At 39.7% G+C, this 13,183-nt stretch carries 13 protein-coding genes, 2 tRNA genes, 1 rRNA gene and 1 pseudogene; 1 reads left to right on the forward strand and 16 read right to left on the reverse strand.

Annotated features, from left to right (window positions below; translation table 11 throughout):
* Positions 1–171 precede the first annotated feature (171 nt).
* The 14 genes from K5J94_RS09125 to K5J94_RS09190 all read right to left on the reverse strand — a co-directional run bounded on the left by K5J94_RS09125 (position 172) and on the right by K5J94_RS09190 (position 11,390).
* The gene (locus K5J94_RS09125; protein ID WP_159545647.1) at positions 172–1,017 is read right to left on the reverse strand and encodes a MetQ/NlpA family ABC transporter substrate-binding protein; all 846 of its coding nucleotides are present in this window, start codon (positions 1,015–1,017) and stop codon (positions 172–174) included.
* Positions 1,018–1,378: 361 nt separating this feature from the next.
* On the reverse strand, positions 1,379–2,212 hold the full coding sequence (locus K5J94_RS09130) for an amino acid ABC transporter substrate-binding protein (RefSeq protein WP_159550081.1): 834 nt from the start codon (positions 2,210–2,212) through the stop codon (positions 1,379–1,381).
* Positions 2,213–2,292: 80 nt separating this feature from the next.
* Positions 2,293–2,979, reverse strand: a complete 687-nt coding sequence (locus K5J94_RS09135) for a gamma-glutamyl-gamma-aminobutyrate hydrolase family protein (protein ID WP_159564789.1) — start codon at positions 2,977–2,979, stop codon at positions 2,293–2,295.
* A gap of 246 nt (positions 2,980–3,225) precedes the next feature.
* Entirely contained in the window at positions 3,226–3,942 is a 717-nt protein-coding gene (locus K5J94_RS09140; RefSeq protein ID WP_159592969.1) for a YebC/PmpR family DNA-binding transcriptional regulator, read from the reverse strand.
* 241 nt (positions 3,943–4,183) lie between these two features.
* The gene (locus K5J94_RS09145; RefSeq protein ID WP_221912995.1) at positions 4,184–5,275 is read right to left on the reverse strand and encodes a nucleotidyltransferase; all 1,092 of its coding nucleotides are present in this window, start codon (positions 5,273–5,275) and stop codon (positions 4,184–4,186) included.
* A 352-nt stretch (positions 5,276–5,627) separates the two neighbouring features.
* Complete coding sequence (locus tag K5J94_RS09150) at positions 5,628–6,362, reverse strand: class I SAM-dependent DNA methyltransferase (RefSeq protein WP_159564799.1); 735 nt, start codon at positions 6,360–6,362, stop codon at positions 5,628–5,630.
* A 211-nt stretch (positions 6,363–6,573) separates the two neighbouring features.
* Complete coding sequence (rsfS, locus tag K5J94_RS09155) at positions 6,574–6,930, reverse strand: ribosome silencing factor (RefSeq protein ID WP_159550075.1); 357 nt, start codon at positions 6,928–6,930, stop codon at positions 6,574–6,576.
* Positions 6,931–7,530 (reverse strand): bis(5'-nucleosyl)-tetraphosphatase (symmetrical) YqeK, encoded by a 600-nt coding sequence (gene yqeK, locus K5J94_RS09160; RefSeq protein ID WP_221912997.1) that lies wholly within the window; start codon positions 7,528–7,530, stop codon positions 6,931–6,933.
* The gene (locus K5J94_RS09165) at positions 7,527–8,159 is read right to left on the reverse strand and encodes a nicotinate-nucleotide adenylyltransferase (RefSeq protein ID WP_221913000.1); all 633 of its coding nucleotides are present in this window, start codon (positions 8,157–8,159) and stop codon (positions 7,527–7,529) included. The genes yqeK and K5J94_RS09165 overlap by 4 nt, the downstream gene beginning before the upstream one ends.
* Before the next feature lie 46 nt (positions 8,160–8,205).
* Positions 8,206–8,514, reverse strand: a complete 309-nt coding sequence (gene yhbY / locus K5J94_RS09170) for a ribosome assembly RNA-binding protein YhbY (protein WP_221913002.1) — start codon at positions 8,512–8,514, stop codon at positions 8,206–8,208.
* A gap of 51 nt (positions 8,515–8,565) precedes the next feature.
* Entirely contained in the window at positions 8,566–9,684 is a 1,119-nt protein-coding gene (gene yqeH, locus K5J94_RS09175; RefSeq protein WP_221913003.1) for a ribosome biogenesis GTPase YqeH, read from the reverse strand.
* Positions 9,684–10,211 (reverse strand): YqeG family HAD IIIA-type phosphatase, encoded by a 528-nt coding sequence (locus K5J94_RS09180; protein ID WP_159545664.1) that lies wholly within the window; start codon positions 10,209–10,211, stop codon positions 9,684–9,686. The genes yqeH and K5J94_RS09180 overlap by 1 nt, the downstream gene beginning before the upstream one ends.
* A gap of 354 nt (positions 10,212–10,565) precedes the next feature.
* The gene (locus K5J94_RS09185) at positions 10,566–11,036 is read right to left on the reverse strand and encodes a sigma-70 family RNA polymerase sigma factor (RefSeq protein WP_167547773.1); all 471 of its coding nucleotides are present in this window, start codon (positions 11,034–11,036) and stop codon (positions 10,566–10,568) included.
* A 280-nt stretch (positions 11,037–11,316) separates the two neighbouring features.
* Positions 11,317–11,390, reverse strand: a tRNA-Arg gene (locus K5J94_RS09190).
* A gap of 183 nt (positions 11,391–11,573) precedes the next feature.
* On the opposite strand from K5J94_RS09190, the pseudogene K5J94_RS09195 reads away from it, so the two are divergent.
* Positions 11,574–12,827, forward strand: a pseudogene (locus K5J94_RS09195) (ISL3 family transposase).
* 141 nt (positions 12,828–12,968) lie between these two features.
* Here the strand turns inward: K5J94_RS09195 and K5J94_RS09200 are convergent.
* Together K5J94_RS09200 and rrf are read right to left on the reverse strand one after the other, a co-directional pair.
* Positions 12,969–13,042: transfer RNA gene (locus K5J94_RS09200), tRNA-Asn, on the reverse strand.
* Positions 13,043–13,047: 5 nt separating this feature from the next.
* A 5S ribosomal RNA gene (rrf, locus tag K5J94_RS09205) occupies positions 13,048–13,163 on the reverse strand.
* Positions 13,164–13,183 lie beyond the last annotated feature (20 nt).

Genomic DNA, 13,183 nt, shown 5'->3' on the forward strand with positions numbered 1-13,183 from the left:
TAAAAAACCTACCTAGCATTGACAAAGCCGCAAGATTCCCTTTGCCTTAAAAGAGCACCAGCTAGCACGTCATGCTACATCACCAGCCAACTCTATCGGTTAAAAAGCAGCTAAGAGCTCAGCAATGAAAAAGGTGACAGCAGGAACTTTCCAGCTACACCTTTTAGCAACTTACCAGACAGCAATATCAATATTATTTGATGTTTGATCAATGACTTTTTTAACATCGTCACTATGGTAAGCCTTTATCAATTTCTTAATTGCGGTAGCTTTTGCAGACTTTTGCCAATCTTTTTGCCCAGCAATAATATTTATCCATTGTTTCGTATTTTTGTCAACAGATTCTTTATAAAGAGAAGAATCATAGTCGATCTTGGCTGGAACAGCATAGGAATTATTAACAATAGCAGCATCAGCTGACGTCAGGGCACGCGCCGTCTGACTGGCATCCAATTCTTTAATGTCAAGATGCTTACGGTTTTCTTTAATATTAGAAATGGTTGCCAAGGATTGACCTGAGACGTTGAGCTTAATGAGCCCGGCAGCTTGTAAGAGGTAAAGGGCACGGCTTTCATTAGTGGCATCGTTAGGGATGGCAATTTGCGCACCCTTAGGTAGCTCAGCAATAGTCTTGTACTTAGCTTTACCTTTGGCATTGGTCCCAGAGAACAAGTGGACCGGACTGATATAGGTATCTGCAATCGCCACCAAATCTTTCTTGTTTTCTTTGTTCCAGTTAGTCAAAAAATTATAATGCTGAAAAGCATTGACATCAACTTCTCCATTGGCAACAGCTTTGTTGGGCTGGGAATAATCTGTAAACTCTTTAAACTTTAGAGTAATGTTATCCTTGGCTAAAGTTTTAGCAACCTGATCCCAGCGTGCTTGGTCCGATGACGTTTTAGTCATCACTCCTATTGTCAGGGTATTGTTGTCAGTCTTATGCGAACCACAGGCAACCAGAACAGATGCGGTCAAACTAAGGACCAGGATGCCAAAAATATGTTTTACTTTCATAGGTCTTGCTCCTTTTTAAAGTCAGTGAATATATCTATTCTAGCGAAAGCTAGCCTAAAATTCAAATTGTTAAAAATGAGCTTTATCTATAGTTAATAACTATAGATAAAATGTAAAAACCCAGTCCAAGAGGAAAATTTCAGACTGGTTTGAACTGAATTAAGACAGTCATGGTCATTAAAACGTAGACAAACCCCTAATAGAGTGTCATCATTTGGCTTAAGGCTAAGTGAGCTGTTAAATTGTTAAACTCTTAAAAACGTTAATATATCAATGTTTCTAAGAGTTTTTTAACTGCAGCACAACAAAAAAAGATTGAAGAAAATGGTCCAAAATGAACTCTTTCTTCAATCTGAAGGCATTAATTGTCTGTTGGTAGAACCAGTTCCTTTTTGCTTGGAACATAGTTACCACCAAGATTCTCTTTGGCGAGTTTTGTTAACGTGCCGTCTTTTTGCAATGCTTTCAACCGTTTATTCACAAATTGTTGCAAGTCTTTTTGGTCCTGACCAAAAATAAAGTAAATTTTAGGTTGTTCTTTTGATTGTAAGGGGATCGTTTTTAGATTATCTAGCCCTTGATTCTTAATAACAGCATTGACGGTAGGAGCATCAAAAATCTTAAAATCAGCCTTACCATCATTAAGATTTGTCAACATTTGCGTAATGTTTTCACTCGTGTATTTTAAAACGACTGGATGATCACTATGTTTTTTATTGTAGTTATCCAACTGTTTAGCTGTTGTCGTTCCTTGCACGACTTGTGTTTTATGGCCCGCAATATCATCATAAGTTTGAATATCACTATTTTTAGGGACAGTTAAGACTGTCGGTGTTGTTCCTACCGGATATGAAAAGAGATATTTTTGAGCCCGTTCTGTTGAGTAGGAAATGTTATTACCACCCATTTGGTATTTCCCTGAATCAATTCCTGTAAAGACAGATGACCACTCCGTCTTTTTAAAGGTTACCTTATATTTATCAGAACCTTTAAAAACAGCTTTTGCGACTTCAATATCATAGCCAGTGAGCTTACCATCTTTAACATATGAAAAGGGTGCCGTTGTTCCTACAGTTGCAAAGGTTACCTCTTTAGGGCCGCTTTTACTGTCCTGTGATTTTGCTCCGCATGCAGTCAAAAGACCTACAGAAGCTAGGGCAAGGCCGGTGACGGTCATCATTTTTCTCATTTTCATTTCTCTCTCCTTTATGAGCTTAGTACGCGATGTAACCACTTACATCGTAACAACACAACAATTTGCCACTTTCAAGTGTCTTAAAATTGATTCACAAAATAGTCAAAAAGCACTCGGTGCTCTTTTTGTTCAAACATCAGTTCGGGATGCCACTGAATTCCAAGTAGCTTTTGATGACTTTGCCCCTCAAAAGCTTCAATAGTGCCATCATGAGGGTCAATAGCCGAGCGAACTAAGGTAGGTGCTAATTGTTTAATTCCCTGCCGGTGTAAGGAATTAATCCGCTTTGAATTTGCAAGAAGCTGTCCCAGCAAACTGTCTTTCTCAAAAACAACTTCATGGACATCGCTTAGATTCGTTTCATCCCAGTGGCCTTCAATTGATTGATAAAGACTACCTCCTAAGGCAACATTGACTAATTGCATGCCGCGGCAAATGGCTAAAATAGGCTTATCTTGCCGGAGGGCTTCTTGGATTAAAGCTAACTCAAAGGCATCGCGATTAGGCGCATAATCATCACTTTGAATGGTTTTTTCCTCTCCATAGTAGGAAGGATCAACATTTTGTCCCCCCGATAGGATGAGCTTGTCAATTGTTGCGATATAATCTTTGGCCGTTTCTGGTTTGCTGATTGGCAAAATCATGGCCAAGCCACCTACAGTTTCTACTGCCTGTGACAGGTGCCTGGCTACCGTGTCATAAGGTAAATTGCCATTTTCGGCAAGTTTTCTCATATTAGCACTTATGCCAATAATTAAACGTCCCAATAGTTATCCCTCCCTATCTTTTTACTTAACTTCTATTTTAGCGAAGTCCTGAGATTTTGCCTAATACCATTTACCTATCAAGGGCTTAAGAAATAACTATCACTCCTTATACTAGTAGTAAATTCGCTTCTCTAGACAAGATCAGGACTGAACCAAACGTAACTGAAAAAGTGCAAGCTCAAGTTAAAATGAGAAAAACTGAAGTGAGCAAGCAGCACAACTTCAGCTTTGTTTTGTGTCGTAGCTTTAGAAGTCAGCTACATTATGGTAAACTTTTTGGACATCATCGTCTGACTCCAAGGCTTCAATTAATTTTTCAAACGTTTCAAGGTCTTGGCCTTCAAGGCTTACCTCTGATTGAGGAATCATTTCAAGTTCAGTAACTTGGAATTCCTCCACGCCATTGTCACGCAATGCTTGGATTGCTTTATGAAGGTCAGTTGGGGCAGTGTAGACCGTAATTGTCCCTTCTTCTGCTTCTACATCATCAACATCAACATCTGCCTCAAGTAATTGTTCAAATATTGCGTCGGCATCATCACCAGCAAAAACAATAACTCCTTTTTTATCGAACAGGTAAGAAACCGAGCCAGAAGCACCCATGTTCCCGCCGTTTTTACCATAGGCTGTACGAACATTTGCAGCTGTGCGATTAACATTAGAAGTCAACGTATCCACAATAATCATTGAACCATTTGGACCAAAGCCTTCATAGCGACCTTCCACAAAGGTTTCATCTGTATTTCCCTTTGCTTTATCAATGGCCTTATCAATAACATGTTTAGGAACTTGCGCTTGTTTTGCACGATCAATGACAAATTTAAGGGCTGTATTCAGTTCTGGGTCAGGATCCCCTTGCTTAGCAGCAACATAAATTTCAACGCCAAATTTTGCATAGACTTTGGAAGTAGCACCATCTTTGGCTGTCTTTTTCGCAACAATATTTGCCCACTTACGTCCCATTGGATTCTCCTCTTTGCTTAAAGTTTTTAGTTATCGTTCAAATAGCAAAGCTTAATCAAGCTTTAGCTCTATTATTATAGCACTTTTAGATAGGGAGGTAAAATAGAATTTGTCACGCTTGCCTACAACAAATCCCTACACACCGACTGAGTTTAGAAAGGGCAGTCTCTCTTTTTTAGAAATTTGGTAGACATTATCCTCCTAAATCTCTATAGGCGAAGATAGCGGCAAGAACGTGCTGCTATTCCTTTTGTACAGGTATTCGTCCCCATGTCTGTTCAGCTAAGCGTCCATTGCCCAACTGATAAACCGCATCTGCTCTTTGAGTCAGCGGATCCCAGGGCTTCGCACCAATGCGAGTCCGCAAGTCTACTGTTTTTTTCCTTGTTTTGAGATATTCTTGACCTGCTGGCGAAAAGCCCAAAACATGAATGGCAGAAGGCAACTGGGCCTCTCTTACATTGACTAAAATATAAGCTAGGAGTCGCCGAATGCGTGCCTTCGTGTAGCGCTTGGTCGCCACGGCTTCTACCAACTCCTCGACACTTTCAACTCGCGAAATCTGTTGCCTAAGGCGGTTGGCCAATTCTTGATTAACTTGATAAACCTGGGTCAAGTCTGGATGTGTCATTATTTGATATTTCAAAAGGGCAAAGTAATCCTGCCAAGTAACCTGGGGACTTTCTTGAAAGAGCTGAGCAGAGGGCATAAATTCTGCCACAAAAGCATGATCATCTCGGTGCAGACGAAGGCTGGTGGCCGAGGCATAAGCAACTGCTTTTTCTTTGGAATGATAGCTAGCGCCCTGCCGTTGAATCGGATGTAAGCGGATGCCATATTCACTAGCAGCCTTAGCATAGGCCAAGCCTAAAATATGATTAGGCGTGGCACCTGAGAAATGAAGCCCGGCAAATTGCTGCCACATGGACTGAGCCTTCTGAGGATAAGAGAGGTGTTCAGGCTGCTTATCAAGGAACTGCTGCATGTGATGTTTTTGTTTAAGGTAATCAGCACCAATCTGATTGTAATCAATGATTTCTTCTGTTCCAAAAGCCAACTGTTCTACACTCAGTTGATGTAAGATTGCCATTGCCCCTTCAGCAAAATAATCGGCAGATTGAACTGCCACTAGAAAAGGCAATTCAACGACTAAATCAGCACCACTGGCTAAAGCCATTTGGGTCCTAGTCCACTTATCCACTATAGCTGGCTCACCTCGTTGAACAAAATTACCCGACATCGCCACAATCTTGAGACTATCAACCTGATCTAATAAATATTTGTGGCCATTATGAAAGGGATTAAATTCTGCAATAATTCCTGTAACGGTCATTATATCTCCAAATTTTCGTATACTATTAAGTAAGGCTTGCACATATTACCAAAATTGAGGGACATTTAAGGGGAGAATAGCCTCTGTTATAGCTACCACTAAGTATCTTTATTATTTGCGAATGCTTAGTCGTGACTGTATTGTCTACAAATCAAAACATACTCACAAAAGATTCCGCTAAGTTTCCCAGGTCATAGATTTCACTAACTACTTCTTTTTTCAAGATAGCTAGCAATAGTAACCTAATTTGGGTAGTGGATGGCTTATAACTTTTGATAAGAGGGCAGCAAGTTACCTTTTCAAATGTGGTTTTTACGGACTCACTACAATTGCTATTTGCCCCGATTGACACTTACTTCTTTGCTACAAAGAACCAACGTCTTGAGCTTGCCCTTGGCGCATGATCTTCAAAATCTGCATAAACCTTAACATCCGCAAAACCTGCTTGCTCAAGCAAAATATCATAGGTCAATATCTCATAAGTGCGCTCTTCATGGATCTCATCATGACGCGAGAACGTCCCGTCTGCCTCTTTCATAAAAAAGGTCAGCTCATGGACAACAGAGTGGGGAGCATCATCTGGGTAGCTATCCCACACCATTGCAAAATCCTCTGCATTTTCATGATAGGAGTATTCGGGAAAGATCGTATCCATTTGATAAGTGGAATGGACATCAAAAATGAAAGTTCCCCCAGCATTCAGAGCATTGAAGACCTCAGTAAAAACTTCACCCACCTCAACTTCATCTCGCATATAGCAAATGGAATCCGAGTAGCAGGTAACTAGATCATAGTGACCTACTTGAGTCAAGTCAAGCATATTTCCTTCAATAAAAGAAATATTTTCATGAGCCTCTAAAGCCCGCCTTTTAGCAATTGCCAACATCTCCGCACTTAAGTCAAGTCCTGTTACCTCAAAACCTGCCTTAGCAAAGTGAATTGATTGAATCCCCGTCCCACAAGCCAGTTCAAGTAGCTTTTTTTTATTCTTGGGAAAATGGCGGAGCGAAAAATCCGTCCACTTGCCGTATAGGGTGTCATCCATAATAGCATCATAAACCGATGCAAAGGTTTCATAAGTTGCCATTTCATCATTTTCAAGTGTTCATTTGGCTACTTTCATAGGCATTACCAGACTTAAAACCAAATGAAACACTATCCTTTCTAGGATATGAGAGGTATTTTCATTAAACGTAATCATTTTAGCTCGACCAAAAAGCCCTAACTGCTTTCATTAGCACGTTGAAAAGAAGGCTGAGACAGAGTTGACTTGACTACCCTATTTCAACCTCATCCACTTAGGCTTTCAAATAATCTTCTAAAGCAATAATCGGTGCTTCATGCCATAATTTTTCAATATTGTAATGCAAACGCTGTTCTTGCGAAAAGATATGTACCACAACGTCATTTAAATCAAGTAGAACCCAACCGGCCTTACTATCACCTTCAATATGGCTAGCATCTAATCCAGCAGCCTTAACTTTTTCACGGATATTATCGGCAATAGCTTCCAATTGACGACTGTTGCTTGAACTCATGATAACAAAATAATCCGTCAAGCTACTTATCTGTTCTAAGTCTAAAGCAACAAGGTCTTCAGCCCGTTTTTCATCTGCTGCTTGCACAACAAGTTTAAGTAATTCTTCTTTTTTCATTTATGATTCATTTTCCTTTAAATAGTGACAGTAGGCATTATAGGTTTCAAGCGTTTGAGGATAAATCGCAGCAGCTTTGGAAGCAAGATACATGATGGTATGGGCCGTTTCAAAAGCGACAGCCTTGTCCAAATCTGTTTGTGCAATTGTCCTTGCTTGGCTCACTACTGGAAAGTCTCTTCCTTTTTCAATATAATCAGCCACGTACAAGACTTTATCCAGTAATGTCATATCTGGAGCTCCGACTGTATGAATCTCAATAGCTCGCAAAATTTCAGGATCCCTGAGATTAAAGTCCTTAATAATCTTATAAATCCCCACCTTGCCATGCCAAATATTATTATTCCAATGGCGTAGGTCCTTATCAAGGTGATGTGTTTCAATCAAATCCAAAAATTCTTGGTCAGAGCATTCTTTAGCATAATCATGTAATAAGGCAGCTAGGCTGGCTTTTGTCTCATCACAGCCATAACGCTGAGCCAATTCAAGCGCTGCTTCTTCCACTCTAAGGATATGATTAAATCGTTCTTCACTCATCTGCGAAGCAATTTTTTTTAATAATCTATCTCTAGAAATCTCTAAATAAGGTTGAAACGTCATTGATATAAACCTTCTTTTTCAATATAGTCCAGAACCTTTGATGGTAACAAATAATGAGGCTTTCGCCCTTTCTTAATAAAATCACGTATCATGCTTGATGAAATATCTAGAGATGGAACATCCACCCAAATAATCGGATAAGAAGTTCCTGCCTTGTATCTAGGACGTTGTACACCCACAAATTGAACCATATCAATGAGTTCATCAATCCGATACCATTTGGGCAAATATTCCACCATATCACCACCAATGATAAAATAATAATCAACATCTGGATGTTCTTTAATAAGAAGGGAAAACGTATCATAAGTATAACTTATCCCCTTACGATCCAATTCCTTTTTCTCAATACCTAAACCAGGTACATCTGCAATGGCAAGCTCCAACATGCGCAATCGATATTCTTCTTCAATTGTTTCTTTTTTATCAACATGCGGCGGCAGGTATTCCGGCATTAACAAAACCTCATCCAAACCTAATTGTTGTCTGACTTGATCAGCCACAACCAGGTGAGCATTATGAACAGGATTGAAATTGCCACCTAAAATGCCTACCTGTTTTCGATTATTATCTGTTTTTTCAGTTTCTAATTCCACCTTGGTGAAAGGTGTTACCAGTTCTAAAGCCATAGTTTCTCCAACACTAACAATTCATTATCTACAAAGCTAGTTAGACTTATATTGCCTTTACTTTTGCCGATAACTTTCGATTTTCTTTTTTTGCTGATACCTTGTATAAAATCATGATTCGACCAATTTTTAACACCGTGTCACAACCAATTTCATCCTCTAATATTTCTGCAACCTCATGAATATCTTCGTCCGTGTTTTGTAACAAGGTCACCTTGATTAACTCTCTAGCATCCAAGGCCTGGCGAATACTTGTTTTAATCTGATTATTTAAGCCATTCTTACCAATTTGTATAATTGGCTTAAGCCCATGAGCTTCTGATTTCAAAAAAGCGCGTTGTTTACTTGTTAACATCGTTTTCCCTTCTCACTCCTCTATTAGGACCACTTGATTGTAACTATATGTTTAGATAATTGCTTTACGAGCCAAGACTGCTACGCCTTCAGGCACCCAGCCAGCTACCCTTACCCGATTGTCAGCGCTAGCATTAACCCGAATCCAACCAAGTCCTGAAAAGACAATATCCGTCCGCTCAGATAAGCTAAATTCTTTTTTGACTAGACTAGGAAAATCCTTAAGGTCCTTCTTCTCAGGGGGAGCTAATAACTGTCCCACATGCTTTTTGTAAAAATCGCTAGCGCCACCCAATTTTGTGCGATGGACAGGCAAATTATTATCAAAATAAGCTGTAAAGCCTTGCCGTGTTCCGCTAATAAAATCAAAACGTGCTAAACCACCTAAAAATAAGGTTTGCTCAGGATTTAATTGATAGGTTTTGGGTTTAATTTCTTTTTTCGGGCTAATATACTTCAAATCTTTAGGCGGCAGATAATGCGCCATCTGATGACGATGAATAATACCTGGTGTATCAAAAATGAAATGACCATCATCAAGTGGAATCTCAATTTTATCAAGTGTTGTACCTGGAAAACGTGAGGTCGTAAGGATATTTTTGTTCCCCGTTATTTCTTGAATAATCGCATTGATTAAAGTTGATTTTCCTACATTGGTCACACCAACCACATAGACATCTCGGCCTTTTCGGTAGGCATTAATCTTTTCAATAAGCTCTTTAATCGCATAGCTATGTTGGGCACTGGTTAGTAAAACATCAACTGGACGCAAGCCCTCTTCCTGTGCTCGTTCGGTTAGCCAGTGCACAATTTTTCGCTCCTTGACAGATTTTGGCAAAATATCGCATTTATTACCGACTAAAAGAACATCATTCCCTGACACAAAACGATTTAGTCCAGGAATCACTGACCCGTTAAAATCAAAAATATCTACAACATTAACTACTAAAGCATCACTATTTCCTACTTCATGCAATAATTGTAAAAATTCATCATCTGAAATATGAACATCAGAAATATCATTATAGTTTCTTAAACGAAAACAACGTTGACAATATAAATTTCCTGACTCTATACCCTGTTCAACCGCACTTTGCGGCGTATAGCCTATTTTTTCTTTATCAGTTGTTTGGATTTGCGCCCCACAACCTATACAAATCAGCTCTTCCATTAAATCCCTTTTTGATATATTAGTTTTCCATATTTAGCTTCAAGTTTCCTTAAAACACGCTTTTCTCTAAAACGATTAATTTTGGTTTTCCAAGCATCAGATGATACAAGTGGTTTCACCAAGACGGACTGAATTCCTGCCCGATGGCTGGCTCTAATATCGGTCATTAACTGATCACCAACCAGAATAACTTCTGAACGGTTAAAACCATAGCGCTCAATTGCTGTATTAATGCCAAAAGAAAAAGGTTTCATCGCACGGCTGACAAAATCAACCCCAAATTTAGAAACCGCTCGAGCCACTCTTGCCTCCGTATTATTAGATACAACCACTACTGAAATATCTGCAATAGTCATTTCATCCAGCCATGCACGCACTTCTGGGGTGCCATCTGGATTATCCCAAGCAATCAATGTATTATCTAAATCAACTAAAACAGCTGTAATTCCTTTTCTTAATAAATCATCTGCTCTTAAATCATAAACTGCCTCAACCGTGAAGGTCGGCCTATAATCATCTATGCTCATTACATCTCCAAAATTAACATTATTATGCTAATTATACCATATTCAACTGTAAAAGTAATGCAAATCATAGTAGCATTTGACGACAAGTCAGTAAAGAAAAACAGTATTAAAGACTTTTGATTTCCCAAACATTCTAAAATGTTCTAGCACAAATGGATGCCTGCCTGATCAAAAAAGACTTGCGCAGCCATCTTTAACTAGATCTGTAAACAGTGTTTGTTCCCTGATATGTTTTGAAATATAGTAATGACATTCTCAAAAAATAGTCAATTATAATGGAAATGCAGCAATTCGTTTCTCATGAATTTTCAGTTAGTGCCGCTCCCCGTGCCAGTAAGAGTTAAGCAGGTCCACCTAGTCTAAAAAATCAATAAAATAAGGCTTTAATTTCCGCAATAAGGCACAACGCCCAGGAAAACGCTCCCCACTAACTAACTTATCTAATAATGCCCCCTCCTCTTCACTAAGCTCCTCTCTCAGGACTCTTAGCTGCTCCCTTATACATACCGACTCCCCAACGTCTAGACTACCACTCGCTAATCGATGCCCAACCTCACTGATTTCTTCATATGGCAGCTTATGAAAACGGCGCTTCAGGGACTCTTGCCCTCTAATCACATCCTTGACGTAGTTATTAAACTTCGTCTTAAAGTACACTAATAACCGCCCCCTATCCTCATATAATGTCGGGTGACTAGCTAAGAGTTGGTATAAGATAATCCGACCCTCCTGTAACCAATCTTCTTGATCCCAAAGTTGAATGTAATATTTCCGCCGACTTTTAAGAATAATAGGTTTAACCTCTTCAAATAACTTCTCTACCATTCTTGTTATTACCGACTCCTTCCTATCCTTTTACTTTTTCTTAAGTATAAAAGCTTCCACTAAAAAAGAACATGACAAGGATGTCATGTTCGAAATGCAGACTACAGACCATCCCTCTAAAACACAGAGGATAAAGAAGTGACATCTCTTAGAAATCTTCAAAGCACAGCAGGATAGGCGCTCTTACGCTTCTGCGATCAAATAAAAAAGATTGAAGCAAGCAGTCCTAACAGACGCTGTCTTCAATCTAAGAACCTGAGGCTTGGGTTCTCTTCTTTTTTGCACCCTAGAGGAGTCGAACCTCTAACCGCCTGATTCGTAGTCAGGTACTCTATCCAGTTGAGCTAAGGGTGCTCTTATCTTCCTCTCTATAGTAACCTTTTTTCGCTTAAAATGCAAACCTTCTTTCAATTCTGGCTCTATAATATCTGTAGTGGGTAAATCCACTCTGGAGATTATGGGCCTTTTTCATGCAGATAAAAAGTTCCATATGACTTATAATGAAAAGCAACAAATCAACTCATTAGAAAGTGTCATATGGAACACCTTAAGAATACCACAGAATTAATCGGAATTAAAGATAAAAATATAACTTTAGACAACGTTTTTCAACATAAGACGCACATTGAACTCTATGCAAGGCTGGATTATGAGCCTAAAGAGTGTCCGACTTGTGGTGGAAAACAGATAAAATACGACTTCCAAAAGCCGTCGAAAATCCCATTTCTTGACATCAATGGCTTTCCTAGTCTGATCAGGCTTAAAAAACGTCGGTTTCAATGCAAAAGCTGTCGTAAGGTTACTGTTTCTGAAACCAATTTGGTGCGAAAGAACCGCCAAATCTCTGAGCCTCTTAGGCAAAAGGTCGCTCAAGGTCTGCTCAACCGTCAAGCGCTGACACACATCGCTCAAAACCTAGCGGTTTCTCCATCAACCGTCCATCGAAAACTCAAGCAGTTCTCCTTCAAGGAAGACTTCTCGCAACTGCCTGAGGTGCTCTCCATTGACGAATTTGCTTATCGAAAGGGGAAACTCGCCTTCATCGCTCAGGATTTTGAAACCAAGAAAATCATCACCATCCTTGATAATCGGACGCAAACAACCCTTCGCAATCATTTCTTTAGGTACTCTAAAAAGGCTAGAAACAGCGTTAAAATCGTTACTGTTGATATGTCTGGTTCTTACATTCCCCTCATCAAAATCCTATTCCCAAAGGCTGAGATTGTCCTTGACCGTTTCCATAGTGTCCAGCACCTGAATCGGGCTTTAAACCTAACCCGCATTCAACTCATGAAGCTGTTTGACAAGAAATCCCTTGAATACCGAGCCTTGAAGTACTACTGGAAATTGGTCTTGAAAGATAGTCGAAAACTCTCGCTGCACCGCTTTTATTCAAGAACTTTTAGAGAAACAATCACGCCAAAAGAATGCCTAACCAAAATCTTCCAGCTGGTACCTGAATTAAAGGGCTACTACGACCTTTATCAGCTCCTGCTTTTCCACCTGCAAGAGAAAAACCTGACCATTTCTTTGACCTGATAACAGAGGCTTCCTCCAACCTCAATCAAACTTTCAAGACAGCTCTCCATACCCTTGTTCGCTACAAACCATATGTCTCTAATGCCATCCAGCTGCCATTCGAACGCCAAACTTGAGGCGACAAACAAACTGATCAAAGATATTAAGCGCAATGCCTTTGGTTTTCGGAACTTTGAAAACTTTAAAACAAGAATTCTTATCGCTTTGAACATAGTAAAAGAGAAGACGAATTTCGTCTCCTCTCGTGCTTAGCTATAAGTTATAAGTCACCCACTACAGTTGACAATGAGCCGCTTTTAACTATAACAAAAAAGAAGACTGCTTTCGTCTTCTCTTTTGCCAACAAGTATAAAAAGAAAAGATAAGGTTCCCTCCTAATCTCTCTTCTCTCAACTCCGCCAGTAGGACTCGAACCTACGACATCATGATTAACAGTCATGCGCTACTACCAACTGAGCTATGGCGGATCATGGCTAAGCAACTACCGTATCTAACAGGGGGCAACCCCCAACTACTTCAGGCGTTCTAGGGCTTAACTGCTGTGTTCGGCATGGAAACAGGTGTATCTCCTAGGCTATCGTCACTTAACTGCTTGGGTGAACTGTCTT

Source organism: Streptococcus halichoeri, from assembly GCF_019774635.1.
Lineage (GTDB): Bacteria > Bacillota > Bacilli > Lactobacillales > Streptococcaceae > Streptococcus > Streptococcus halichoeri.

Bases quoted from the DNA above. Each gene is read 5' to 3' on its own strand.
- K5J94_RS09125 (WP_159545647.1), bottom strand. From the start codon at position 1,017: ATGAAAGTAAAACATATTTTTGGCATCCTGGTCCTTAGTTTGACCGCA.
- K5J94_RS09130 (WP_159550081.1), bottom strand. From the start codon at position 2,212: ATGAAAATGAGAAAAATGATGACCGTCACCGGCCTTGCCCTAGCTTCT.
- K5J94_RS09140 (WP_159592969.1), bottom strand. From the start codon at position 3,942: ATGGGACGTAAGTGGGCAAATATTGTTGCGAAAAAGACAGCCAAAGAT.
- K5J94_RS09145 (WP_221912995.1), bottom strand. From the start codon at position 5,275: ATGACCGTTACAGGAATTATTGCAGAATTTAATCCCTTTCATAATGGC.
- K5J94_RS09150 (WP_159564799.1), bottom strand. From the start codon at position 6,362: ATGGCAACTTATGAAACCTTTGCATCGGTTTATGATGCTATTATGGAT.
- rsfS (WP_159550075.1), bottom strand. From the start codon at position 6,930: ATGAAAAAAGAAGAATTACTTAAACTTGTTGTGCAAGCAGCAGATGAA.
- yqeK (WP_221912997.1), bottom strand. From the start codon at position 7,530: ATGACGTTTCAACCTTATTTAGAGATTTCTAGAGATAGATTATTAAAA.
- K5J94_RS09165 (WP_221913000.1), bottom strand. From the start codon at position 8,159: ATGGCTTTAGAACTGGTAACACCTTTCACCAAGGTGGAATTAGAAACT.
- yhbY (WP_221913002.1), bottom strand. From the start codon at position 8,514: ATGTTAACAAGTAAACAACGCGCTTTTTTGAAATCAGAAGCTCATGGG.
- yqeH (WP_221913003.1), bottom strand. From the start codon at position 9,684: ATGGAAGAGCTGATTTGTATAGGTTGTGGGGCGCAAATCCAAACAACT.
- K5J94_RS09180 (WP_159545664.1), bottom strand. From the start codon at position 10,211: ATGAGCATAGATGATTATAGGCCGACCTTCACGGTTGAGGCAGTTTAT.
- K5J94_RS09185 (WP_167547773.1), bottom strand. From the start codon at position 11,036: ATGGTAGAGAAGTTATTTGAAGAGGTTAAACCTATTATTCTTAAAAGT.